The organism is Actinomyces acetigenes (assembly GCF_031296635.1).
Taxonomy (GTDB): domain Bacteria; phylum Actinomycetota; class Actinomycetes; order Actinomycetales; family Actinomycetaceae; genus Actinomyces; species Actinomyces acetigenes.
Genome location: NZ_JASPFC010000003.1, coordinates 71,673 through 95,491 on the forward strand (window position 1 = coordinate 71,673; position 23,819 = coordinate 95,491).

Annotated in this window: 14 protein-coding genes; all 14 read left to right on the forward strand. The window is 63.3% G+C overall.

The features are described from left to right. Positions 1 to 23: 23 nt before the first annotated feature. Positions 24 to 2,126 (forward strand): hypothetical protein, encoded by a 2,103-nt coding sequence (locus RIV14_RS01965; RefSeq protein ID WP_075373289.1) that lies wholly within the window; start codon positions 24 to 26, stop codon positions 2,124 to 2,126. Further along, a complete protein-coding gene (locus RIV14_RS01970; RefSeq protein WP_256699351.1) occupies positions 2,126 to 3,400 on the forward strand; it encodes a hypothetical protein in 1,275 nt (424 codons plus the stop codon). The genes RIV14_RS01965 and RIV14_RS01970 overlap by 1 nt, the downstream gene beginning before the upstream one ends. 19 nt (positions 3,401 to 3,419) lie before the next feature. Further along, positions 3,420 to 5,528 (forward strand): hypothetical protein, encoded by a 2,109-nt coding sequence (locus RIV14_RS01975; RefSeq protein ID WP_075373291.1) that lies wholly within the window; start codon positions 3,420 to 3,422, stop codon positions 5,526 to 5,528. Next, the gene (locus RIV14_RS01980) at positions 5,525 to 6,778 is read left to right on the forward strand and encodes a hypothetical protein (RefSeq protein WP_256699352.1); all 1,254 of its coding nucleotides are present in this window, start codon (positions 5,525 to 5,527) and stop codon (positions 6,776 to 6,778) included. The genes RIV14_RS01975 and RIV14_RS01980 overlap by 4 nt, the downstream gene beginning before the upstream one ends. Before the next feature lie 19 nt (positions 6,779 to 6,797). After that, positions 6,798 to 8,846: a hypothetical protein gene (locus RIV14_RS01985; RefSeq protein WP_075373293.1), complete on the forward strand. Its 2,049-nt coding sequence runs from the start codon at positions 6,798 to 6,800 to the stop codon at positions 8,844 to 8,846. Continuing rightward, positions 8,843 to 9,793, forward strand: a complete 951-nt coding sequence (locus RIV14_RS01990) for a YncE family protein (protein WP_075373294.1) — start codon at positions 8,843 to 8,845, stop codon at positions 9,791 to 9,793. The genes RIV14_RS01985 and RIV14_RS01990 overlap by 4 nt, the downstream gene beginning before the upstream one ends. Before the next feature lie 94 nt (positions 9,794 to 9,887). Continuing rightward, the gene (locus tag RIV14_RS01995) at positions 9,888 to 12,032 is read left to right on the forward strand and encodes a PQQ-binding-like beta-propeller repeat protein (RefSeq protein ID WP_075373295.1); all 2,145 of its coding nucleotides are present in this window, start codon (positions 9,888 to 9,890) and stop codon (positions 12,030 to 12,032) included. Then, positions 12,029 to 13,261: a hypothetical protein gene (locus tag RIV14_RS02000; RefSeq protein ID WP_256699353.1), complete on the forward strand. Its 1,233-nt coding sequence runs from the start codon at positions 12,029 to 12,031 to the stop codon at positions 13,259 to 13,261. The genes RIV14_RS01995 and RIV14_RS02000 overlap by 4 nt, the downstream gene beginning before the upstream one ends. A 156-nt stretch (positions 13,262 to 13,417) precedes the next feature. Next, positions 13,418 to 15,598: a PQQ-binding-like beta-propeller repeat protein gene (locus tag RIV14_RS02005; protein ID WP_256699354.1), complete on the forward strand. Its 2,181-nt coding sequence runs from the start codon at positions 13,418 to 13,420 to the stop codon at positions 15,596 to 15,598. Continuing rightward, positions 15,595 to 16,809: a hypothetical protein gene (locus RIV14_RS02010; RefSeq protein ID WP_075373298.1), complete on the forward strand. Its 1,215-nt coding sequence runs from the start codon at positions 15,595 to 15,597 to the stop codon at positions 16,807 to 16,809. Before RIV14_RS02005 ends, RIV14_RS02010 begins: the two co-directional genes overlap by 4 nt. Positions 16,810 to 16,974: 165 nt before the next feature. Next, positions 16,975 to 19,038, forward strand: coding sequence for a hypothetical protein (locus tag RIV14_RS02015; RefSeq protein WP_256699355.1), 2,064 nt, complete (start codon positions 16,975 to 16,977; stop codon positions 19,036 to 19,038). A 618-nt stretch (positions 19,039 to 19,656) separates the two neighbouring features. Beyond that, on the forward strand, positions 19,657 to 20,241 hold the full coding sequence (locus tag RIV14_RS02020) for a hypothetical protein (protein ID WP_256694982.1): 585 nt from the start codon (positions 19,657 to 19,659) through the stop codon (positions 20,239 to 20,241). A gap of 153 nt (positions 20,242 to 20,394) precedes the next feature. Then, complete coding sequence (locus RIV14_RS02025) at positions 20,395 to 22,584, forward strand: hypothetical protein (protein WP_143224244.1); 2,190 nt, start codon at positions 20,395 to 20,397, stop codon at positions 22,582 to 22,584. Next, positions 22,581 to 23,813: a hypothetical protein gene (locus tag RIV14_RS02030; protein ID WP_143224245.1), complete on the forward strand. Its 1,233-nt coding sequence runs from the start codon at positions 22,581 to 22,583 to the stop codon at positions 23,811 to 23,813. The genes RIV14_RS02025 and RIV14_RS02030 overlap by 4 nt, the downstream gene beginning before the upstream one ends. Positions 23,814 to 23,819 lie beyond the last annotated feature (6 nt).

The following is a 23,819-nucleotide window of genomic DNA, read 5'->3' on the forward strand; positions in this document are numbered from 1 at the left end:
CCCCCGAGGAAAGACAACCCGCCATGCCGCCCGCAGTCGACGTCGAGAAACCCCTCGACGAATCCCCCTCCGCTTCCGGCTACAGGGCCGACCAGGCCGATGCGGCCCTCAACCGGCGCGGACGGCGCCATCGGCGCATCATCGCGGCCCTGACGTCACTGCGCTTCGGCTGCTTCCTCGGCATGGTGGCCGCGGCCGCCCTCTGCGTCATCTACGGCAGCGGGATCGCCAAGGTGACGCTCAAGCTCCCCCTGCTGTCCTGGAAGGGCCTGGCGCTGATCGTGGCCCTATGGGTGTGCGGCGTCACCCTCTGGCCCGAGCCTCGACTTGGCACTCCCAGCACACGCAGCAGGATGCTGACCGCAGTCCGAACAGCACTCATGCTCCTGCCCGCTGTTCTGGTCCCGGCCGCTGCCGCGTACGCCGTCCTCCCGATCGTCAGGCTCTGGAAGTCCGTGTTCTCCACCTACGCGGTCAACCTCGGCGAGGCCCTGGCCTACTCCATGGGGATCGCCGCCTTCGCCCTGCTGCTGTCCACAGACATTCTTCTGCGGGCCTCACGTGCTCTGTTCGAGCCCTATGCCGAAGAGTCGCTGTACGTTCCCACCCCAATCTCGGCGCGGATACACGACCTGCGCGATCAGCTGCGGCGACCGGGGCGATCCTCCCTCCGGACCCTGGGCCCTCGTGCCCTGCTCGCCCTCGTTCCCGTCGTGGCGCTCGCCGCCTCCGTTGCTGTCCCCTACCACGGCCACCCAACGGCGTCCCACCGGCCCACCATCACCCAGACCACGGGCCCGTCAGCGAACGCCGACCAGCTGCCGGAGTACCCCACCGGCTTCGCCTCGACGGAGGTGTGGACCAAGAACCTGGCGAGCGGACAGGACGTGATCGCCGGCGCCGCCGGCCCCATCGTTCTCACATCTGATGGAGTCACCGGGCTCGACCCTCGTGACGGCTCGAACCGGTGGAGCTATCAGCGCAAGGGCTCAACAGCGAAAGACATCATCACCAGCCCCGACGGGCGTTACCTGGCGATGAGATTCGACGAGCCGGTCGTCTACACATCCCTGATCAACACGGACGGAGACCTCGACGCCTCAACGCCGAAGACCACCATCGTGCTCGACACCATCACCGGGGCAACGGTCTTCGACTGGCGCGGCGACAACCCCCTCCAGATGACCGACTCGGCGGCCCTCTACGGCACCACCGCCTACTCGCTGACGGACCGGTCAACCATGTGGGACCTTCGAAAGCTCACCATTGACGGCGCCTCAGGAGCCGAATCCGCTCAGGCCGCCTACTCCGGCGCAGCCGGGCACTCGGCCTTCGTCCTCAGTCTCCCCTCGGGGGACCATGACGTTGCGGTCCCCCAAAACGATCCCACTGCCACGCATGAGCTTCCTGACCTCACCCCCCAGTCGCCCCCTCAGACCAGCGGCGGGTCCAACGTCGACGACAGCCCCGTTGTCATCGACGGCTGGGTGGTCATTGACAAACCCGACGGGAAACAGGTCAAGCCTTCATGGTCCGAGGAGGGCCTACAGGATAGGGAGGTCCAAGCAGTCAGTCTCGACGGTCTGGCCGGTGTCCCCGGGACAGACACTCGGGCCTACGATCTCGGCATGACCTCCAAGGTCAACTCGGTCGCCTCCAGGAAATCGCAGACCCTCGTGACCCTCCCACCTCTCCCGGCTGAGAAACCAAAGAATGACGTGGACTCAGACCTTCTCCTGTGGGAGGCCTCCGGCACTGTCGGCTCCGTCTTCAACCCTCGGACCGTGGCAGTGACGGCGGCGGCGCAGACTCCGGGGCTGGCCGCCGCCTCCGTCGGCATCACCCAGGCCGCCGTGGGTGAAGCCGTCGAGGGACGGATCACCATCAAACCCGCAGACGGGTCATCGGGCGTATCAATCCCCCTGGTGCCAGGCACAACATTCGCTCCACCGGGAGACACGCTCTACAACCCTCAGCTCAAGGATCTGGCACTCGCCGACGTGAAACCGGAAGACAACCTCGTGAGCGCCATCAGCACCCCCGGCGCCACCATCATCGTGGTTCGGACCGGCACGCGGTACTCCGGCACCTCTCGCATCTACGCCGTGGGAGGAGAAGCGCGATGATGCACCACACGACACACGCGACGAAGACCAGCCCCATGCCCACGACGCGCCGTCACCACACCGGTTCGGCGGCGAGCCGTGCCGCCCGTGCCCTGGTGGCAGCACTCCTCGTCTCGCTCCCTCTATCCGGCTGCGGCTCCTCAGCCTCAAAGACTGCAGCGACCACGCCGTCGGCGGGAGTCTCCGTCACCCCGCTCAGTGCAGATCAGGTGGAGTCCGAGCGGAACCACTTCGACATCATGGACGTTGGCGACCTGCCTACCCGCTACGGGACCGTCAGGGTGGACAACTCGCAGGTCTCCTCCAATATCAAGTCGGAACGCGCAGGAGTCGTCACCAGCTACAAACCGGGCAGCACGGGGTACAAACCGGATATCAAGGGCCTGCAGTGGGCAAGCCGCATCGAACCCGCGGTGTTCGATCACGAGTACGAGTCCAGCAGTGATGACTGGGCAACCACCCAGAAGAACACGTTCCGTCTTCTCGAACAGGAATCCTCCGGCGTGGGCGTCGTCAGTCCCGACGGGCAGCACATCTCACTCATTCTCCAACCGCACCGGACCGCTCAGGACGACGACTTCTCAGCCCAGCGCACCTACGTCGTCGTCCTCAGTGCCGAGACGGGCAAGCTCGAGGGCTCGGTGGAGGTCTCCGGACTGATCCTGGGGCGGGTCCTCACCAATGACAGCCTGGCCATCCAGACCGCCCAGAACTACTACCCGGGAGCCGAGGGGCAGGGAGTCATCTCCGTCTACCCACTGAGCAACCTTGCGGGCAAACCGTCCACCATCCCCAGCGACCACTGGCTCATCGGCGCCTCCCGGGACTCACTCCTCCTGTCCCCGTACTCCCCTTCCGCCAGCAACGACTGGAGCACCCGGTTCCGCCCGTTCACGGTGACCCAGATGGGCACCGATGGCACAGTGCGCAGAACCATCACCGGCGTCAACCAGATCCACCCCGGCGGGTGGCTTCAACGCTTCAGCGATCCGTCCGCCGCGGCCGCACTCGCCGCCAGCACGGTCGGCAAGGACGATGACCAGACGCGAGCCGACTGGAAGGCCTTGCCCACCCAGATCGTCGACCTGAACTCCGGGAGCACGCACGACCTCGCGGGAGGAAAGGCCGAATCGGTTGGCGTCCCCACCGGCCCCGGCCTGCTCATCAGCCGTGAGACCGCCGACGGCAACGGCAAACCCCAGCAGTTCTGGCTCAGCGCCGCCGACGACGGCCACCCCCACACCGAGAACCTCGAGCAGATCGCCAACAAGTAGCGGCACGGGAGACAGCACGATGACCGATCAGCGCCCCGGAGAGGACACGGAGCCTCTCGCGGCTCCCGCTCCCCTCATCTCAGAGGATCCCTACTCCTCGCCGTCAGTTCTTGCCCGCCGTCGGCGCCCCCGCACGCCTCAGGAGCGCCGACGGGTCTGGTCGCGGCGGATCGAGGGCCTCTTCTGGGCGCTGAGGGCCGGCGCCCTGCTCACCGTCCTCGTAGCGGCCGGCCTCTACCTGGCATGGCGCACTGATCTGACGATGCGGTGGGTGCTCCTCTACTTCGGCCTCGCGCCGCTGGTCACGGCGCTCGTCCTGTGGGGGATCGGCATTCTCGCCTGGCAGGAGCGTGCCGAGTACTGGGTCGACTGGCAGCATCGGGTGAAGGCCTGCCGGCGCATCATCAAGCGGCTCCTGCCCGTTGCCGGGGTGGCCACCTGCGGCCTGCTCAGCGCCGGAGGCGCGCTCGGCCTGTGGCACGACATCTTCATGCCGCTGGACGCCAGCGCCGGCGAGCTACTCGCCTTCGCGATGACGGCCCTGGGGCTGGGCTCCTTCTTCACCTTCGATCTTCTCCAGCGCGTCACTCGTTCCTTCTTCCCCGAGGTCGCACAGGCCTCCTCGCTCCGTTCACGGCTGCGTACCAGGTCCGCTCGTCTCTTCCTACCCACCCACCTCCGGAGCACCGGCTCCTGGAGCTCACGCATCGTTCTGGTGGTGATCCTCCTGGCCCCAACCCTTGTGCTCAGCGCAAGCGCCTACCTCGCCCACAACTGGGACCGGCCCCGCCCGATCCCTGTGGCCGCCCCCGCCACCTTGCCCACCTACCCGGCCTCCTTCCCGTCTCAGGTGACCTGGACCCACGACATCCCCTCCGCGCTGGACGTGAACGCAGGGGCCGCCGGACCCCTCGTCCTCACCGATGACAGCCTCATCAGCCTGGATCCCTCCACCGGGAAGATCCGCTGGGACTACCACCGCCAAGGCAAGAAGTTCGCCCAGTACGGGGGACATGTCAACAGCGTCCTTGGTGAGCGTCCCTACCTCATCACCAGCCCGGACAGGCGCCACGTCGCCCTGACGCTCGGGGAGCTGGAGTTCCAGGGCAAGAGCTCCGACGGCGATTACGGTCTGGAATCGGCCCTCACCATCGTCCTGGACACCGTGACCGGACGGGTCACCAACGAGCACCTCCACGATGGCAAGGCCGTCCAGCTCACCGACTCCGTGCTCCTGGCCGGCAGCACTGTCTACTCGCTGGCTGACGACTCCATCCTGTGGCGGCTGAACGACGTCGACCTCGATCTCTCCGAGGAGGGCTCCCCGTACACAGGCACAGCGGGGCACGCCAGCCTCATTCTCGCGGAGAAGATCCCCGGTAGCCCCAACGGGATCGGCCTTTTCACACTCGTCCCGGATACCAACCCCCGCGGTGTCGTCAGGGACGTTCCGGCCGCCTACGCCAATCGGGAGCCGCTCATCGTCGAGGGCTGGACAGTCACCTACCCCGAGGCCACCCAGGATGAGTTCGTCGATGTCGATGGGAACTACTCGAAGGCTCACCGCGCCCAGGCCGTCTCCCTTGACGCGCTGGCGAAGGTGCCCGGCGCAGACACCCATGCCTACGACCTGGGCCAGACCCTCGGCATCGCCCCAATGGCGTCCTTTCTCTCCGGGAGGCTGGCCGTCCTACCGGCCACCGCGCCCACCCCGGTCGAGCCGAACGCAACCCCCGGCCCCGATGGCTGGAAGGACCAGTCCACGGTCGCCACCACCTTCAACCCCAGGACACGCGCCGTGCTGGCGGCCCCCCAGGATCCGGGGCTCGTCACCGCGGTCGGGATCACCCGCGCCGACGACGGACAAGGACGCATCAGCCTTCAGTCGGGAGACAAGTCGAAAGCCACCTCCATCCCCCTGGAGAACGGCACAGTCCCCTTCGTTCCAGGAGCACGCGGCCGCAACGGCGGCGTTCACGACTTCCCCGTCAATATGCTAGGAGGTAACGACGGCATCAGCGCACTCAGCGCGCCGGGCGTCACCATCGTGGTTCTGCGCCCCACCTACGAGAGTCAGACCACCGGTACACGCATTCGTCTCTACGGACTGGTAGGAGCCTCGTCATGAGCCAGCAAGCCGCCCGGCACCCCCACCGCACGTCCACGGCACCTGCGCACCGTCGACATCGATCCTCCGAGCTGCTCCTTGCAGCAGCACTGCTGGCCCTCCCGTTGAGCGCCTGCGCCGGTCAGCTGACCTCAGCCCCGATCCAGACCACACAGGAGGTCACCGTCAAGGCCACTGCACTCACCGCCGAGCAGGTCACGAGCCTCGAGGCCGACGCCAACACGGGCCCGGACATGGAGTTCCCAATGCTTCCCACTGAGAACAGCACCATCACGGTGCTCATCAACTGGGGGAAGAACCATCGCAAGCCCGTGGGAACCACCCTCGTCAGCCGGAACCGATCAGACGGCGCCCTGAAGTGGGCGGTGACGATCACGCCCCCGGGCGCATCGCGCAACGCGCTGGAGAATGCAGACGCCCCGCAGCAGAACGTCTCAGACCTACTGAAGTCCCGCACCAGCGGAGAGATCGTCGTCAGCCCCGACGGGCGCCGCGTCTCCCTCATCCTCACCCCGCATCACGGGCGGCTCGAGGAGAGGCTCGCCGAACAGGAGTCCTACGTCGTCGTCCTGGACGCCACCAGCGGCGCCGTGGTGCGCACGGAGGAGCTCAACGGAGTGATTTTGGGGCAGGGTCTGACGAACGGCTCTCTGGCCGTGGAGACCGCCAACGACTACTTCCCCGGCGGCACGGGGGAAGGCCAGGTCCATGTCTTCGAACTGGATGACCCGTCCTCCCCACCCTCGTCATTCGCCACCGATCAGTGGCTGGCGGGGGCCGGGACCGACTCGCTCCTGCTGTCTCTGCAGCCGCCTTCCCCGTACGGGCCGGAAAGCAACTCCGGCGCATCGACCTTCACCCAGGTGGATACCTCCGGGAAGGTCCGCGCAACCATCAAGGGTGTTGAGGCCGTGCACTTTGGCGGCTGGGTCACGCAGGTCAGTGACCCGGCGGCCGTCAATGCTTCGGCCAACCTCGCAGCGGCGGGCGAGAAGGAGGAACCAGCCTCTCTCAAAGCCGCTCTGCAGGGCCTGACGCGGCAGGTCGTCAACGTCTCCACGGGAAGCAGCGTGGATGTCACCGGAATGATCGTCGGCGATCGGGGAGTCCCCACCGGACCCGGGCTGGTGGTCGGCCGGACGAGCACTGACGCGAGCGGTGAGACGACCTACACCCCGGTCTTCTGGCTCAGCGCGGACGACGACGGACACCCCCACACCGAGAACCTCGAGCAGTTCACCAGCAAGTAGCGGCACGGGAGACAGCACGATGACCGATGAGCACAGTGACCAGCCCCAGGACACCGAGTCCCCTGCACCCGCCGGCTCCGCGGAGACCGCAGAGTCCGCCGAGTCCCGGGAGACCGCTGACTCCGTTGGCGCCTCAGACGGCTCGGTGCCCGATCCTCCGCGACGCATCCTCACGATCCTGCGGGCTCTGCGGGCCCTGCGCCTCGGCTGGCTCCTGGCAGTCGGGTCGATGGCCGTACTGTTCCTCGTCTACCAGAGCGGGCTGGAGGATCCCGGTCACGCGATGAAGGCGGTCGGGGGCTTCGTTGGCGGCCTGGCCGCGCTCATATGGATCGCCGGCTACTTCAAGTGGAGAGAGAACGCGCGTTTTGCCTTGAAGAGCTATCCCACCTCACCGCGAGCGCTCATCAGGAAGACGGTCCTCTTTCAACCGCTGTGCTTCCTGGTGTTCTCGGGCGGCTTCGCCATCGTCCTTCTTCGCCTGTGGCACGCCCAGCTGCGCAGTACCTCGGTCAGTATCAACCAGCTGCTCACGCTGGCGGTGGGGGCGCTGGGCCTGGGCCTGCTGGCGGCGACCGATCTCCTGGTTCGCGCCATCCGGGCCACCTATTTCCCGCCGCCGCAGAAGCAGCACCTGCGGGCACGGCTGGGAGGCCTGCGGAGGATTCGGCTGCCCCGGCCCTCGTGGCGCTCCGTCCTCGGCGCGGTCGTTCTCATCGTTATTCCACCGCTCGCCCTCGGGACAGCGGCCACGGTCCCGCACCTGGTCGCGAGCCGGGTCACGCCGTCGACCGCTGCGAGTATCGACACCTCTGCGCTTCCGGCGCTGCCCCGGTCCTTCGCCTCGACGGCGGCCTGGTCGCAGGACATCCACAACATGGCGGAGGTGGTGGCCGGTGCTGCCGGGCCGGTCGTTCTGAGCAGCGACGGCGTCGTCGGCCTCAATCCCGCCGACGGCTCGACGCGGTGGACCTATCCGCGCAAGCACGCGCGTTTCATCCGCTGCTACCCGAGCCCGGACCGCCGCCACCTCGCGGTGACCCTCGATGCCACCGACGGCGAGGAGCCAGAGGGTATGAGCGTCGAATCCCTGGTGGTGGTCCTCGATTCGGTGACCGGGCGCGTCACCTATGAGGGCTTCATGCAGGGAGACGTCCTCCAGCTCACCGACTCCGTCCTGCTCAACGGCGCCACCGGCTACTCGCTCACCGACGGCTCCCGACTGTGGTCCATCGACAAGGAGGAGGTCTCCGTCTCACCTGATACCTGGCCCTACTCGGGAACGGCCGGTCACTCCACCTTCCTCCTCGGGGGTGTGCCGCGCAGTCCCGAGGGAGAACCAGACTGGCACGGGCCGCATGTGACCTACACACTCATGGCGGACACCTCCCCCGTCACGCGCCGTGAGAGCGCCCCACTGGTCACCAACGGTCAGGGGGAGCCGGTCATCAGCGGCGGGTGGGTGGCCGCCTTCACGCAGACTCCCACGCCGATCGACTTCCAGACCTCCCCCACGGGCTGGGCGGCGCAGGCCGTCAACCTGGACGCCATGGCCGGCGTCGCCGGTGCCGACACCACCGCCTACGACCTGGGCCTGACCTCCGGAACCAACAGCGCAGCATCCCGCGCCACCGGAACGCTGACGACGCTGCCTCAACGGACCGTAGGTCACGGAGTCGGCTACATGCCGTCATCTACCAAGAACTTCGAGGGCGGTAGAGCCGTCGCAGCGATCTTCGACCCGCAGACCCGAACCGTCTCCCACTCGGCGCAGGAGGCCGGGATCCTGTCCTACGCCGGCCTCACCCGCGCCGAGTCCGGTGGTGGCGGCGTCCTGAGCGTCAGCAGCGGGGAGCGCACCCCGACGACGGTGGACGTACCCGCGGGCTCCACCTACTACGCGCCCGGAACTCGGCACGTGTGGACCATCGAGGATCCGTCGCCGTCGTCGAATCCACTGCTCACCACCCTGAGCACGCCGGGAACGACCCTCGTCATCATGGCCACCGGCCCGGACAAGGGCTCCCACTCCTTCCGCATCTTCGGCATCTCAGGAGCCTCGTCATGACCAGCACACGCCCTCACCTCCGTCGCCGGCGCCTCATCGGCTCGGCCCTGGCTGCGGCAGTCCTGTTCGCGGGGGCCATGAGCGCCTGCAGCCCGAACCCCGCGCAGCTGCAGCAGGTGGAGTCCACCGCCCTGAGCGCCTCACAGGTCAAGGAGCGCATCTCGAAGACTCCCACCAGCACTGACAGCGACTCCATACCCGTCGGCGAGGACTTCCTCCACGTCTCAGCTCAGGAACTGACGGAGAAGGAGAAGGCGCAACGCGACCGGCGGGACCGGTCGGGGGCGAACAGCTCCATCGTCGCCAGGTACCGCGGCGCAGACGGCTCGGTGCTGTGGGCGCGTGAGATCAAGCCGGCCGTCGTCAACTGGCTCGACGACGACGGCAGCTCTGCCCAGGACGTTGCCCACGACCTCCTCGCGTGGCGGCCAGCCGGCTACGCCGTCGTCAGCCCCGATGGCCGCTACGTCTCCCTCGTCCTGCGTCCGCCGCAGATGAGGCCCGTGCTTCACGACTCAGACGACGACCACAACCCGCTCGACGTCGCCGCTCAGCGCACCCACGTCCTCGTCCTCGATGCCGCCACCGGGGAGACGGTGCGCACCGTGGAGGTCTCGGGGCTCGTCCTGGGGCAGGTGCTGACCAACGACGCCCTGGCCGTGGAGACCGCCCGGACCTACTACCCGGCCGGGGACGGGAAGGGGACGGTCACCGTCTACTCCCTGACCGACACCTCCGCCGCTCCAGCATCCTTCGCCACCGACCAGTGGCTCACCGGGATCGACGACGGCGCCCTGCTCCTGTCCCCACAGTCGCCGGCCACCGGATGGCGCAGCGAGATGCCGGTGACGCTCACCCGCGTCGATACCCGGGGACGAAAGCTCGGCACCATTGAAGGCGTCACCGCACCCGACCTGAAGCACTGGGAGCGACCGAAGCAACGCTAGACCGCTTCTTGGGGCGCTTTCCCTTGCCCATTCAACCGAGTGATGGCCTTACAAACGCCTGACATCGTCACGGATGGGTCACCACAATAGGCTCATGCCTCCCACGTCCGACGCCGACACCGACGACAGCACCGATCAGCCCGGCACCCAGCGAGGCGATACCGCCTCCGGCGAGGATGCCTCGACAGAGCCGGACACGGGTGAGGCCGAAGGCGGCGCCAACTGTGACGCCGCTGAGGCCGACCAGGAGGCAACCGACACCGGCGACAGCGAGGACGAGACCGAAGGTGAGCGTGAGGGTGAGCCCTTCCCACCGCGCGGCGCCCTCACCCTGCGCGCCCTGCGCTGGGGCGGACTCATCGGCGCCCTCGTGCTCACAGCGACTGCACTGACACTATGCCGGGGGCTCATTGGCGCCGGCGTCCTCGTCCCCAGTGAGGTCTCAGCACTGCCACGTTACATGATCGTCGGAGGGCTACTGGTCTGGCCGTCCCTCAACTTCAGGGGCAAGAAGCGCCCCGTCCTGGTGACGATCATGACCACGATCATGGCGGCCCTGGGCATGACGACCTCAGCATCCCTGACTCTGGCGTGGTGGGACACCTACCAGGAGACCGGGTTCTCCGTCCTGTTCCTCCTGGCCCTGGCTGGAGTGGCGCTCTCGGCCGCGCTCTTCCTGAGCGCCGGCACACTGCTGCACTACTTGCGTAGCGCCGTGGTCGGCGTCGGCGATGACGAGGACCCGAGCCGCTGGGGGCACCTCCGGCGCAAGACCGGAGAGAAGACCGATAAGGGACTCCCCCGCTACGAGCGCATTCGGGTACCCCGACGTACGCGTGCCTACCTCACGGCTATGGCCATTGCCCCAGCACTGACGCTCGGTTCCGCCATTGCTGGAACATGGGCGCTCATCAACCCGGTCCACCACGTCACGGCCACCGCCCCCGCCAACTCCTCGCTGACGCCTCCCACGTCGCTGGCGCCGAAGGCCTCCTGGAGCAAGGAGATCTCCTCCTCCTCCAAACTCACCACCGTCGCAGGCGCCGGAGGCCCCATCCTCCTCACCGACGACAGCATCATGGCGCTCAACCCCAAGGACGGCAGCGTCGTGTGGAGCTACAGCCGTAAGCGGGCCACATTCGCCACCTCCAGTTCCTCCCCCAACAACCATCAGCTCATCACCAGCCCTGACGGCAAGTACGTGGCGCTGAGAATCCTGTCACCCGAGTTCGTGGATTCCGTTGGAGACACCTTGGTTTTCGATGCTCTGACCGGCAGGATCGTCTTCAAGAATCTGAGCACCGGCGGCCCGCTTCAGCTGACCGACTCCGCGATCCTCGACGGCGACACTGCCTTCTCCCTGACCGACGGGAAGAAGCTCTGGACTCTATCCGATGGTGACCGTGTCGATTACTCCGGAACTGCTGGGCACGCATCGTTCATTCTGGACCAGTACAGCGAGGATCAACGTCATGAAAATTCCCTCCAGTCCTACAAGTCAACGATCACCCTCCGCGTCACTCCACAGGAGGATCTCTCTGCCGCCGTGGAGGTTAACGATGTGCTTGCCAATCCTCCCGATTACTATGATTACCCACCTAGCCCCGGCAGCTTCATTCAGGGATGGGCTGCACGCTACACCGGCGAGTTCGATTCGTCGGGTAACCCTGTGGCCGAGGCGATCAGCCTGGACGCACTGGCCAAGGTCGACGGCACCGACACGAGGACCTTCCCCCTGGGGGCCACCTCAGGGATCAACACCGCTGCATCCTTGAGCTCCGGAAGCATCGTCACCTACTCCCCTATCAGGTTGGACAACGGTCCGCGAGATTTCCCGTCGGAGCCACGCACGGAGAAGGTGTTCGATCCACCCACCCTCACTGTCTCCTCTATCGCCCAGTACCCGGGCTTCACCGGCTCGCCGGCCGAGTTCGTCGATATACCAGCAGACGATGGCTCACTGTCGGCCGCCATCACTGTTCGTCCCGGAGACGGCTCCACCGGAACCACGATCCCCATCACTCCCGGCTCCACCGACCTTCCTCCGACCCTCCTGGCAAGCAGCACTCCAGGCGGCACCGCCGAACGAGCACAAGCGATGAGAACTCCCGGAGCCGTCATCGCCATCTTCAATGCCACCGGCGACACCGAAAGAGACTGCACCCGCGGGAAGTACGACCAGAGCGAACGATGCCCGCACACATATCGGATATACGGAATCACGGGGGAGCACAAATGAGAACCTCACTCACTCCAGGGCATCGTGACCACACTCCGTATCTCCGCATGCTGGCGGTGGCCGCATCCGTCTCCTTGACCCTCTCGATAGCCTCATGCAACATCAGCGCATACGGTCAAGAGCCGGCGCTCACGTCTCTCTCCTCCCAGTCCGTGGAGGACCTCAAGCAGGGTGTTTCGGCGCAGGAACTGCATGATGCTTCGCTGAGGAAGCTGACGACCAAAACAGGGAAACTCTTCATCAGCACCAACTACAGCACTGGCACAACCACCAAGAAACCGGATGCGGACGTCACCAGGATCGTCAGCAGAGATCCCTCAACCGATCAGTTCCAGTGGGCGGTGTCCATTACGCCATCAGCCGCCGACCGCCAGATGCCGAACAGTATCTCGGATTCGGAATACGAACATGACCGCACAGCGAGCCAGTCACATGATGGCGACATAATCGTCAGCCCCGACGGCCGTTACCTGTCTCTGGTCCTGACACCCGATGAGACACAAAGAGGAGTGCCGGCGACCGACCGACACACGCACGTCGTCGTCCTCGACACGCAGACCGGCAAGGCTGTCCGAACCGCCGAGGTCTCCGGGATCGTCCTGGGGCAGGCCCTCTCCAACATCAGCCTCGCCGTCGAGACCGCCCAGGACTACTTCCCGTCCGGTTCCGGCAAGGGAACCATCCGCGTGTTCTCGATCAAGAATTCCGGCGCGCAACCATCCTCGTTCTCCACCGACCAGTGGCTCATCGGCGCATCGGGGCAGGACCTCCTCCTAGCACCGGACGTGCCGACCTACGAGTGCACGTCGGATTGCGCCCCGTACACCGTGACGCGGAGCGGTACCGATGGTCACACTATCGGCACCCTGCCTGGAGTCACCGCCGTTCATCCCGGAGGATGGGTGAGTCAGTACCGGGACCCGAAAGCGGCCGCCAGCCTCCTCTACACAATGCATGCCTCTCCGGACAACAATGACGCAACTGAGGACGCACGCCAGAAGCTCCGGAAACTCCCGAAACAGCTCGTCCACATCGACACCGGCCAGACCACGGACACCACCGACATGACCGTGGACGAACGCAGCGTGCCGAATGGCCCCGGACTGGTCGTCTACCAGAACGTCACCACCGAGAACGGATCAGCGGAGTCCAAGCCCGCATTCTGGCTCAGCGCCGCCGACGACGGGCATCCCCACACCGAGAACCTCGAGCAGTTCAAGGACAACTGAGGCGTGGGCCAGGACGCCCCAACCGGAGGCACCGGGAGCAACCGGAACCGCACCAGTAGATCAGCCGTCCGGAGCGCTCCTTCCCTTGTCCGTTCAACCGGGCAAATACCGCGCAAACACCTGACATCGTCACGGATGGGTCACCACAATAGGCTCATGCCTCCCACGTCCGACGCCGACGAGAACAGCACCGATCAGCCCGACATCGATCCCGGCACCCAGCCAGGCACTGCCGACTCCGGCGACGATGCCTCGACGGCGCCGGACACGGGGGAAACCGAGGGCAGCACCGGCCGCGACGCCACTGAGCCCAGCGAGGCTGCAACTACCGACAGTGAGGGCGAGCTCGAGGGCACGGGCGAGAGCGAGCCCTTCCCACCACGCGGCACCCTGACGCTGCGCGCCCTGCGCTGGGGCGGACTCATCGGCACCGTCGTGCTCGCAGCAACCGCACTGGTGCTGCGCCGAGAGCTCAAGACGGCCAGCGATCTCATCCCGAGCAAAGTCTCAGTACTGACAAGTTGCATGATCGTCGGAGGGGTGCTGGTCTGGCCGTGCCTCACCTTAAGGGGGAAGAAGGGCCCCATCCTGACGACGGTCATGATCACGGTCATGGCGGCCTTGGGCGCGACGGTGTCAGCATCTCTGATAATGGCGTGGTGGAGTACCTACCAGGAGACCGGGTTCTCCGTCCTGTTCCTCCTGGCGCTGGCTGGAGTGGCGCTCTCAGCCACGCTCTTCCTCAACGTTGTCCCACTGCTGCACTACCTGCGTACGCGCACCACTGCGGTCGGTAACAGCGATCCCGATGACCCGAGCCGCTGGCGCCGCCTCAGGCGCAAGACCGGTGAGAAGACCGACAATGGATTCCCCCGGTACGAGCGTATTCGGGTATCTCGACGCACGCGTGTCTACCTCACGGCTATGGTCATTGCCCCAGCGCTGACGCTAGGTTCCGCCATCGCAGGAACGTCGGTATTCATCAACCCGGTCCACCACGTCACGGCCACCACCCCTGCCGACGCCTCGCTGGCGCCGCCCACGTCGCTGGCGCCGAAGGCCTCCTGGAGCAAGGAGATCTCCTCCACTGAGGTGACCACCGTCGCAGGCGCCGGCGGCCCCATCCTCCTCACCGACGACGGCATCATGGCACTGAACCCCAAGGACGGCAGTGTCCTGTGGAGCTACAGCCGTAAGCAGGCCACATTCGCCCCCAACAGCTACTCCGACAGCCCTAGACTCATCACCAGCCCTAATGGTAAGTACGTGACCACCCGAATCCAGCTACCCACATTCGTCGCCTCTCCTCACGCCATCACCTTGGTCTTCGATGCCCTGACCGGCAGGCTCGTCTTCGAGCGTCAAGGTACCGGCGGCTATCTTCAGCTGACCGACTCCGCAGTCCTCGACGACGACACTGCCTTCTCCCTGACCGACGGGTCTCAGATGTGGACTCTCCCGGAGAGCTCCAGCGTGTCCTACTCCGGTCCAGCCGGACACGCCTCATTCATCCTGGGATACTTTGAGGACGATGCCGTCGAGGTTACTCCCTCCGGCACGAAGAAGGCTGCAATGACCATCACGGTCTGCCCGCAGAACAATCCCACCGCCGAGGTCGAGGTTCAGCAGATCCTGTCAGAGTTTACTTTTGATGAAGAGTTTTCCAACACTTTCACTTCATTTATCAACGGATGGGTCGCCCGATATACCGGTGAACTTGATTCCTCGGGCAACCCTATGGCTGAAGCGATCAGCCTGGACGCACTGGCCAAGGTCGACGGCTCCGACGCCACAAGCTTTCCCTTAGGAACGACCTCGGGAATCAATACTGTGGCATCACGCCTCTCGGACAGCATCGTCACCTATCCCGTTATCGCTGCGGATGCAGTTTCCAAGTACCCCCAAGCGAATGCGCGAGCCGCGACAGTCTTCGACCCTTCCACCAACACAGTCACCCCCGCGTCACAGGATCGGAGCCTCGCCAGTGCGCGTACCGGAATCGTTGAGATACCAGCAGACGACGGCTCAACCTCCGCAGCGCTCGTTATTCGACCCGGTAACGGCTCGCCCGGCACCACCATACCCGTCACACCCGGTTCCACATTTCGATCACCCCAAGAGCTAGCAGACGACAACGGCATACCACTCCAACCATTATTCTCCCCAAACACTGCTTCCGAAAGACGAGCAAGGGCCGTGCGGACACCTGGCACCACCGTCGTCACCCTCAACACAACTGACATAGGTTACGCGCACTGCAGTAATGGGCCACAGACTGACGGCCAGAGATGCCGGGACATCTATCGAATCTTCGGAGTCGCAGGAGCCGAGGAATGAGAGCCACGCACCCTTTTACCCGCCCGTCCTCCGCGCTCCGGCGACTGTCGGCACTCGCCACAGCCGCAACGCTCGCGCTCACCATCACCTCATGCAGCGTTGGGGATAGTGACGACGGTCCAGTCATCTCGCCTCTCAATGCTCAGGAAGCGAATGCTGCCGCTCCAAACAATTCTAGAAGCCTCATGGACAGCGATCCCTTGCCAACCGCCGAAGGCACCGTCACCATGAGCACCTCAGACCAGAACAGAAAGAAAGGCACCGTCGCTGGCGATCTGACGACCACCGTGGTGAGCCGAGCCCCTTCCACCGATAAGGTCCAGTGGGCGGTCTCGATCAAGCCCGTAGCCGCCAACGAAGAGAGAACTGAATACGCAGACAACGCCCAAAGTGCGATGAAGGAAGACATGGGCCGGTCGTCGACGGGAAGCACCGTCGTCAGTCCTGATGGACGATACCTGTCACTGATCCTCCTTCCCGCCGAGCAGCAGTCGGGAGAGACGGCAGCAGACCAACACACGCATATCGTCGTCCTCGACGCGAAGACCGGCAAGGCCGTCCGAACCGCCGAGGTCTCCGGAATCATCCTGGGGCAGGCCCTCACCAACAGCACCCTCGCCGTCGAGACCGCCCAGAACTACTTCCCGGCCGGCTCCGGGAAGGGAACCGTCACCGCCTTCTCCCTGACAGACACAAGCACTCAGCCCTCCTCCTTCCCGACCGACAAGTGGCTGGTGGGCGCCACCCGGGAGAACTTCATGCTCGCCCCCAATCGCCTCCCGGACGAGTGCGTCTACGGATGCTCACTTACGACTGTCTCCCTCGTCAGCACCAATGGGACGACAACCAAAAGCGTCTCCGGAGTGACTGCCGTTCACCCCGGCGGGTGGATCCATAGGTTCGCCGATCCCAAGGCAGCCAGCGCCCTTCACCTACGCTCAAAGGCAGCGTCAGAGGAGGAGAGGAAGGCCATCGGTTCCTCCTGGGAGACACTTGAGCAGCAACTCGTCAATCCCAGCATTAAGAAGACAATCGACATCACGGGAAAGAACACCTTCGAACGCGGCGTACCAACGGGCCCCGGAATGCTCGTCAAGCAGGAGGTCCCCGACGGGAAGGGCTCGACAGAGTCCAAGCCCGTCTTCTGGCTCAGCTCGACCGATGACGGCCACCCGCACACCGAGAACCTCGAGCAGTTCTCCGTCCACTGACATCACCACGATTCACACACCATCATGGATTCCGCATCTTCTCAGCCCACCTCGCCCTCACCTTCCGAGGCCGAGGAGACCGCCGGCACCGACACCGAGGTGTCTCCGGCGCCCTTCGATCACGACGATGCTGCGCTCAGCGATCACCCACGCCTGCTGGCATGCATGCGCGCCCTGCTCGCCGGCAGCGTCATCGCCTTGATCGTGGCAGTCGCCCTGTTCTTCGCCTGGAGCAGCGGCATCAAAGGCGTGGGTCGGGTAGCGATCACCCAGTCATGGAAACGATGCGCGCTGCTGCTGGTGCTGTGGCTCGTGGGCGCATCCGTGTGGCCCACGCCTTACTACCGCACCACCGGGGCGAACAGAATTCGGACGGGTGTCATCACCGCCCTCAAGCTCCTGCCTGTGGCCGGGGTTGCAGCAGGCACCGCCTACGCCTGCCTTCCGGTCCTGCAGCTGTGGCGGGAGACCGCATCCGCCTTCGGTGTCCGTCTGGGCGAGCTCCTGGCTTTCGCGATGGGCATCGCCGCGTACGGACTGATCGCGATGGCGCATATCGGGCTCTGGGCGGCTCGGTCAGTCGTTCTCCCCTCCGAGGAGCCACACGGTGACGAGCCGTCCCCCGAGGCTCTGGATCTCTGGTTCAGCCGCCCTCGGGGCGTCGGGTTACGGCAGCTATGGTCCCGCGCCGTTCAGATCCATCCCTTCCGCCGCCTCAGCACGGCCGCCATCGCACTCCTGCCCGCAATTGCCTTGGTGGCCGGCTTCGGCATCCCCTATCGCATGGTGAAGAGCACGCACCCCGACGCCCCCACGATCACGCAGACCACAGCACCCGCTGTCGATACCGCCCAACTACCCGCCTATCCCACATCCTTCGGAGCGCAGAAGACGTGGGTGAAGGATGTCGACGACTTCCTCGACATCGCTGGCGGGGCCGCGGGTCCCATCCTCCTCACCAAGGACACGATCACCGGACTCGACCCCGCTGACGGATCGGCACGCTGGCAGTACCGCCGTGCCGGCGCCATGTTCCTCACCTGGTCTCCCAAAATAGATCCTGTCGCATCAGGGGATCTGGGGCTTATCACCAGCCCGAACGGACGATACGTGGCGGTCATTGCCGCCGACCCCATCATCTACTCGTCCATGAGCCCAGAATGGCGAGAGCTGGATGGCGCATATCCGATCAGGACCTTAGTGTTCGACGCAGTCACCGGGAAGATCGTTGTGGAGCACCCCCGCAAGGCTGGAGACCACGGCGACACTTTTCAGCTCAGCGATTCAGCTCTTCTTGACGACACCGTCGCCTACTCCCTGACCGACGGCTCACGGATGTGGGATCTCAAAGACTTCAAACTGGATGACACCTTTTTACCCCCAATTGCCACCGAATATGCTGGCACAGCAGGCCACTCCAGTTTCATTCTTGGATATGACAGCGGTCGCGACTCTCTGGGAGTCATATCTCAGGCCAACCCCTCTCAGCCCAGGAAGGTCAACGGGACCCTTCACGAGCAGGAACGGAGCGACATCGTCACCGCCCGAGGCTGGATCGGCGTCTACGACGACCGCGCCCCGCAGGGCCATATAGACGAAGAGGCGAAAGCTCGCCGCGCGCACGCGATCAGCCTGGACGCCCTCAGTGAAGCACCTGAGGCGGACGCCCGCACGTTCGACCTGGGAACAACACTGGGCATCAACGTCCCAGCGTCGCTCTCCACCGGCACGATCTCCGTCTTCCCGGCGACAACGCCGGACGGACAGCCTACCAAGCTCAGTAACCTTGAAGGCTCTTCGACGTGGAAGGGTTCGAGCAGTGTCGGAACGGTCTTCAGTCCTGCGACCACGACGGTCGCACCACTCGATCAGTCCCCGCACTATGTCACGGCAGTAGGAATCACCACGACAAGCCTTGAAAACGGCGCACCCGTCACCAAGACGACAGAAGGAAATACCGCCGTTATCACCACAGGCGATGGCCATATCACGATCAAAACAGGCGACAGCAGAATAATTCCACTCACAGAGGTTGAGCCAGGATCAACCTACTATCCACCACGATCAAGAGAATATAACTCCGCCATGGAGGACATCGCCGTAAGTTGTGACGACAGTCGACACATCTCCTCATTGAGTACCCCCGGATCCACTCTCGCCATCATCAATAACACCCCCGCTCTCCCTACAGCATCACAGTCTTTCCGAATCTACGGGTTCCCCGGGTAGGTCGACATGAAGTTTAGAATCCCACACAGCATTGCCTTCATAAGCTATCGAAGCGCAGCACTCATGACGGTACTCCCACTGCTGCTCGCGCTTCCCCTGAACGCCTGCCACGCCAACCGCACCACATCACACGCCAGCACCGCATCGCACATATCATCAACCTCTCTCACGTCGGACGAGAAGGAGAACTGCAAGAGAGAGTCCGAAGGTCGAGACGATAGGTTCCGGCGCGTTCCCTCCTACCTTCCCGCACAAGATGGAGACATCTGCGTCACTTACCGATTCATGGATGACGACAAAATGTCAACGCTCGTGGCGAGATTTGAAGACTCCAGCAAGGAGCCCCGCTGGGCGATCAACCTGACGCCGCAGGTTGCAGACTATGGGTACACTGAATCAGGCCCTGATGCCCACTCTGCTCAGCAGGAGGCGCGCGACCTTCTCATATCCAGCACTGCTGGATACGCAACCGTCAGCCCGAACGGGAAGTATGTCTCTCTGGTACTACGCCCGCCGGAGACCACCAGTGAGCATCAACCTCACTCTCAGAAAACGCCTTTTACACCTGGAGATCAGCGAGTAACCGTCGTCGTTCTTGACGCGGTTTCCGGGAAGCAGGTGCGCACAGCAGAGGTCTCAGGGCTGGTCCTGGGCCAGGCCCTCACCAGCGACTCGCTCGCCGTCGAGACAGCTGACGCCTACTATCCCGCCGGCTCGGGCAAGGGCCGCATCAGCGTCTTCTCGCTGACGGACACGACGTCATCTCCAACGTCTTTCAACACCAGCCTGTGGCTTGCAGGCTCCGGGAAGAACTCTCTTCTGCTGTCCTCACAGCCTGCCCACTCCCACGACACCGCCACGACCTCCACGGTGACGCAGGTTGATCTTCACGGCAAGCACCTGGCCTCCTTCACCAATTCCAGCGAGATCCTTCTCGGCGGGTGGATCAGGCGGTGCACCTATCTCACCGATGAGGGGAGACTTCACTGGGAGGTCGTCGACACCAACTCGGGCACGGTCTACAACGAGGACACCGATAACGCCGTGGCGCGACGAGTCTTCACTGGTCCGGGGCTCCTCATCAGCCAGGTTGTCACCAACGACAAGGGATACCGGGAGGCAGGTACTCCACGCTTCTGGCTCAGCGCCGCCGACGACGGTCACCACCACACCGAGAACCTCGAGCAGTTCAAGAACAACTGAGGCGCGGGCCAGGACGCCTCAACCGGTGGCACTGGGATCGCCCAGAGCAGCACCCGAAGCCCATCCACCGGAGTGTTCCGCCTGGCCCGTTCAAACGAGTGACGGCCTCGCAAACGCCTGACATAGTCACGGATGGGTCACCACAATAGGTTCATGCCTCTCACGCCTGACGCCGACGAGCACGGCACCGATCAGCACAGCACCGATCCCGGCAGCCAGGGGATCGGAACCCAGCCAGGCACCGCCGCCTCCAGCGACGAGGCCTCAACGGAGCCGGACACGGGTGAGGCCGAAGGCAGCGCCAACTGTGATGCCGTTGAGGCCGACCAGGCCGCGACCGACACCGGCGAAAGCGAGGCCGACGGCGAGTCCTTCCCACCACGCGGCGTCCTCACGATGCGCGCCCTGCGCTGGGGCGGAGTTTTGGCAATGTTTGCCTCGTCGGGTATCGCAAAATTACTGAGTTCGATCTACGGGATCGACATTGACGTCCTTCACATGAAATCAGTGCGACCTTTCTCCAACTTGGCAGTACAGGCTACCGTCGCAATGTTCGCACTACAATTCCTCTTATGGTCCTTCGCCGCAGTCGCCAATCAGTTGAGGCGAGCGGCAATGATTGTCATCGTCAGCCTCATTGCACTACTTGGTGTCGCGACGGCAGGCATCAATATTCACCACTGGATGACAGCATACGAGCGATCGGGAATCTCCATCCCCATTTTCTTGTGCCACGCAGCAGAGACCCTTGGCTTCACAACACTCATCTGCACGAGCATCATCCTGCATCGCGTGCGAACCCTACTTTCCATGCACCCTAGGCAGCTCAGCAATCCGGCCCGCTGGCGCAAGCTGTATCTCCCGGCACGTCCTCAGCCAGGCGAGAGCAGCGTCAAGGTAACCAAGCAAGCATCATTAAAACTCCAGCCGATCACGAAGTTAAAACTTGCTGCCATATCACTCACGCCAATCATCGCACTCTCATTACTGACATCAACGGCACACTACCTCGTGACACCTTTCACGCACAGCACGTCTGCAGCACCACACAATTCACCCGAGATCCCCACAACAGTCAGCCCTAAAGCAAGCTGGGTCAAAGATATAGGCGGAGTCGATCGCGTCATCGCTGGATCGACGGGACCTATCGTGATCGGCAGCGAGGGAATCACAGCATTGGAGCCGACCCACGGCAGCATCCTATGGGAATATGAAGCATCCCTTGACACTCTATACGCCTTTACAAGCCCCAACAGAGACTACCTCGCTCTCAGGGCAAGAATCCCAGATGATCTGGGTATCAGTTCCGATGAATACTTGTCAGCATCCGATTCACCAGAGACGACACTGGTATTTGACACTCGAACAGGCACTCCCGTCATAAGGCACATGAGCAACGGCGGCACCTTACAGCTCACAGATTCCGCCCTTCTCGATGGGGACACGGCATACTCCTTGAAGGACGGGAGGAAGTTGTGGAGCAACAGAGACGCCATTGATACCACATTCATGGGGTCAGCCGGCCACAGTACCTTCATTGTGTCAACCTTCGAACAAGACAATAAAGATACGGACGAGGAGATGTGGGTCGGGACCGCAAGCATCGCCGTGGCTCCCGACGCCAATCCGTCCGCAAGCACCCGTGTCGATAATCTCCTCATTGATCCGATAGTCGTTGATAACTTACGGCCACGCAGCCACAAGGATTATATGGGAGCAAACCCGGTCGTCATTTCTGGCTGGACCGCCCAGTTCAACAATCAGAACGACAAGAACGGAAACCCTACCGCACATGCCATCAACATCGACCAAGCCTGCAAGAGCAACTCCAGCAACATAGATAAAATTCCTCTTGGCGCAGCGTCAGGTATTAACGATGTCGCATCCACCGCATCTCAAACTCTGTCGACATACCCTTACTACGGTTCCGACAAGTCCATATATGACGTCATCACTGCCTGGAACACTCCACGCGTCGCAACAGTATTCACGCCGACAAACCGAACGGCCACACCTGCCGAGCACTATCCAGGCTTAGCCTCTGCCCATGTAGGGATCGCTCCGCGTCCAAGCAACGGCTCCATCATTGCAAACATATTCCTACGTCCGTCAGACGGGTCGCCAGAACTCACTATTCCAGTCAGCGGCAACACTATTGACACTAGTCCACTCATCCTCTCAGAGGGAGTGCATCAACTCATGGCAGATAAAGGGGACCACCGGAGACCTTACCTGGAGTTCACGAGCACTCCTGGATGCACCACTATCCTTCTGAATATCAGCGGCCCTAGTGATCATTCCTCCACCTATCGTCTCTACGGACTTACGGAGCGGAACGCATGAAATTACAGCAGGCCTCTACACCTCACTCATTCGTGCAACAGGAGCTGCACAGAGATGCCAGAGCATTCACTATTGTAGCCCTCATGATTGCAGTCATGCTGACAATCAGCACCTGTCATTACCATCGCTCCCTGGATTCTACCATTGGACTTAAGATCACGTCACTGGATCTCTCCACAGCTGAGACGATAGATTCGGCCGAAAATCCCCCAAACCTCACATCTTGGAAGAACTCCATCGCCGCGAACGGATACTACATTACTGGAGTAAGCCAGTTGATAGACGAGGGAACCGGAGGCGAACCCCCCTCGCTCTCCGTGTTCGGAAGGCGATCCTCGGACAAGAGCATAGTATGGGCAACACAGATCAGAGTGAACGATTTCACGCATCCTCATGATGCGCCGACCCACCCAGATTCTTCGAGTGAACAGTCACCATCAACCAAGACCACCGCCCTTACGAACGACTGGATACTCAGCCCCAACGGGAAATACGTAGCATTTAAGCTCAATAGTTCAACGAAAGCGACAGCCTATTTTGCGGTCGTTGATACCTCCACCGGAGCAGTTGTCCGGACGACCCATATCACTCGCAGAATTATTGGAGTCGCATTGACTGACACACATCTTGCTGTCGAAACATCTGACCAGCCTTTCCCGGGAGCGTCCGGAAACGCCACGTTGACAATTCTGTCTTTATTAAACCAAGGCGCACCTCCGGTCACGACGCCCACAACACAATGGCTTATTGGGGCTAGCCACAACTCTTTTCTTTTGAGTAACTACAAATATGGCGATCCCTGCAATGGTGACCACTGCACCCCTATGACGGTTTCTCGCATTGACGGCACAGGTCAGACGATCGACACCGTCTCCGGCGTCATCGATGTCTACTCCGGGGGCTGGATGTCACGATTTTCCGATCCAGCTGCCGCGTCATCATTACTAGCTCAAATCTACGACCCCATCGGCATACAAGAACGTCAAGCCGCGAATGAGCAACTGAGAAGCATACGGCGGGAACTCGTGGACCCCGATTCAGGTCAACACACCGACATCACAGATCTCCTGATGAAAGAAGTCGGCCTCCCCACAGGGCCAGGTCTCCTTGCGCTCAAGCAGATTCCTTCAGATGATGCCTACGCCAAGTACGTTTCTGTCTTCTGGCTCAGCTCGACCGATGACGGCCACCCGCACACCGAGGACCTCGAGCAGTTCACGAATAACTGAGGCGGG

Coding starts and splice junctions, on each gene's coding strand:
- RIV14_RS01995 (WP_075373295.1), top strand. CDS start 9,888: ATGCCTCCCACGTCCGACGCCGACACCGACGACAGCACCGATCAGCCC.
- RIV14_RS02025 (WP_143224244.1), top strand. CDS start 20,395: ATGCCTCTCACGCCTGACGCCGACGAGCACGGCACCGATCAGCACAGC.
- RIV14_RS01965 (WP_075373289.1), top strand. CDS start 24: ATGCCGCCCGCAGTCGACGTCGAGAAACCCCTCGACGAATCCCCCTCC.
- RIV14_RS02005 (WP_256699354.1), top strand. CDS start 13,418: ATGCCTCCCACGTCCGACGCCGACGAGAACAGCACCGATCAGCCCGAC.
- RIV14_RS01985 (WP_075373293.1), top strand. CDS start 6,798: ATGACCGATGAGCACAGTGACCAGCCCCAGGACACCGAGTCCCCTGCA.
- RIV14_RS01990 (WP_075373294.1), top strand. CDS start 8,843: ATGACCAGCACACGCCCTCACCTCCGTCGCCGGCGCCTCATCGGCTCG.
- RIV14_RS01975 (WP_075373291.1), top strand. CDS start 3,420: ATGACCGATCAGCGCCCCGGAGAGGACACGGAGCCTCTCGCGGCTCCC.
- RIV14_RS01970 (WP_256699351.1), top strand. CDS start 2,126: ATGCACCACACGACACACGCGACGAAGACCAGCCCCATGCCCACGACG.
- RIV14_RS02015 (WP_256699355.1), top strand. CDS start 16,975: ATGCGCGCCCTGCTCGCCGGCAGCGTCATCGCCTTGATCGTGGCAGTC.
- RIV14_RS01980 (WP_256699352.1), top strand. CDS start 5,525: ATGAGCCAGCAAGCCGCCCGGCACCCCCACCGCACGTCCACGGCACCT.
- RIV14_RS02010 (WP_075373298.1), top strand. CDS start 15,595: ATGAGAGCCACGCACCCTTTTACCCGCCCGTCCTCCGCGCTCCGGCGA.
- RIV14_RS02000 (WP_256699353.1), top strand. CDS start 12,029: ATGAGAACCTCACTCACTCCAGGGCATCGTGACCACACTCCGTATCTC.
- RIV14_RS02030 (WP_143224245.1), top strand. CDS start 22,581: ATGAAATTACAGCAGGCCTCTACACCTCACTCATTCGTGCAACAGGAG.